This is a genomic window from Streptomyces sp. NPDC037301 (genome assembly GCF_055602785.1).
Genome location: NZ_JBVJWD010000172.1, coordinates 1 through 1,678, shown reverse-complemented (window position 1 = coordinate 1,678; position 1,678 = coordinate 1). Strand labels below are relative to the sequence as shown.

The 1,678-nt window shown below is 73.3% G+C and carries 1 protein-coding gene; it reads right to left on the bottom strand.

Translation table 11 applies throughout. The annotated features are described in order from the left end of the window. Positions 1-1,678: polyketide synthase dehydratase domain-containing protein (locus tag ACZ7IB_RS49205; RefSeq protein WP_470921897.1), on the bottom strand; the 1,678-nt coding region annotated here is incomplete at both ends.

Sequence of the window (1,678 nt, the reverse complement as noted above, 5' to 3'; positions counted from 1 at the left end):
AGGTGTGCGGCGATGAGGGTGGCGAGTCCGCCGGTGCCGCCGGTGATGAGGAGGGTGTCTTCGGGGCCCCAGTCCTCGAAACCGGTGAGGGCGGGTGAGCCGGCGGTCGTCACATCGGGTGCGACGCGTCCCAGCCGGGCCGCGGACACACCGTCCGACTGGACCGAAACCTGCGGCTCACCACTGGCGACCGCGGCCGGGAAGTGACGGGCCGAGGCCTCGTAGCCGTCCCAGCGGGCCAGTACGAAGCAGCCCGGATTCTCCTCCTGGGCCGACCTGACCAGACCCCCCACCGCCGCATTGATCATGCTTCCCGGGCCGTCCGTGTCCTGAGTCACGACGACCAGCCGCGAGGACGACAGCCGCTCCTCCGCCAGCCACTGCTGCAGAGTGCCCAGCACATCGCCGAGGACCTCACGAAGCCGCTCCGGCATCGTCGTCCTGCCGTCCGGGTCCGTGGCGTCGAACTCGACGACCGGGCACGGCAGCAGCACCACCGGTGGCACCGCATCGCCGAGCGAAGCCAGGTCCGGGTATGAAGTCAGGCCTGCCCAGGCCCACTTGTCAGCCTCCGGACCGAGCACCGCCCAACCGGTGCCGGTACCCGCGCTCGCGCCTTCCGTCGGGATCGGGGTCCACTCCACGTGGTACAGCGGCAGCGAACCGCCGCGCGCCGTCGCAATCTGCTCGGCAGACACCGGCCGGGCGACCATCGAGCGGACGGTTGCCACCGGTGCTCCGGCCGCGTCGGCCAGGTCCAGCGACGTCGTGTCCGCACTGCCGTCGACCGCCGCGACCCGGATCCGCAGCGCGGTCGCCCCCGAGGCGTGCAGCGACACGTCGCTCCACGCGAACGGCAGGGCCGCGCCGCGTCCGAGCTGCCGGCTGTCGCCGCCCACCAGCTCGGTGGCGTGGAGTGCGGCGTCGAGGAGGGCCGGGTGGAGACCGAACGCACCCGCGTCGCCGTGCGCCTCTTCGGGCAGGGCAAGTTCGGCGAAGACGTCACCGTCGCGGCGCCAGGCGGCGCGCAGGCCCCGGAACACCGGGCCGTACTCCAGCCCGTCGGCGGCCAGCGTCGAGTAGAGCTCACTCACATCGACGGGGGTGGCGCCCTCGGGCGGCCATACGCTCAGATCGGCCCCGGAGCGGGACGCGCTCGTGCCGACGGCGAGCAGACCGCTGGCGTGCCGGGTCCAGGCGTCGGCAGAGGCCGCGTCCTGGACTCGCGAGTACACGTTGACCGGCCGCCGTGCGGACTCGTCGGGCTCACCCACGGACACCCGGAGGTCGCAGGCGCCCTGCGGCGGTAGGACGAGCGGCACTTCGAGGGTGAGCTCTTCCAGCAGGCCGCAACCCACCTGGTCGCCCGCCCGCAGGGCGAGTTCGACGCAAGCGGTGCCGGGCAGGAGGGTGGTGCCCATGACGGCGTGGTCGGCGAGCCACGGGTGGGTTTGGAGACCGATGCGTCCCGTCAGGACCACCGCGCTCGACTCCGGCAGCGTGATGGCGGCGCCGAGCAGCGGGTGCTGCGCGGGAGCGAGGCCGGCGGCGGACACGTCGGCCTGCTCGGCCACCGCGTTGATCCAGTAGTGCTGGTGTTGGAAGGGGTAGGTGGGGAGGTCGACGGGGCGGGCGGGGCGGCCGGTGTGCAGGGCGGGCCAGTTGACGGTGTGGCCGG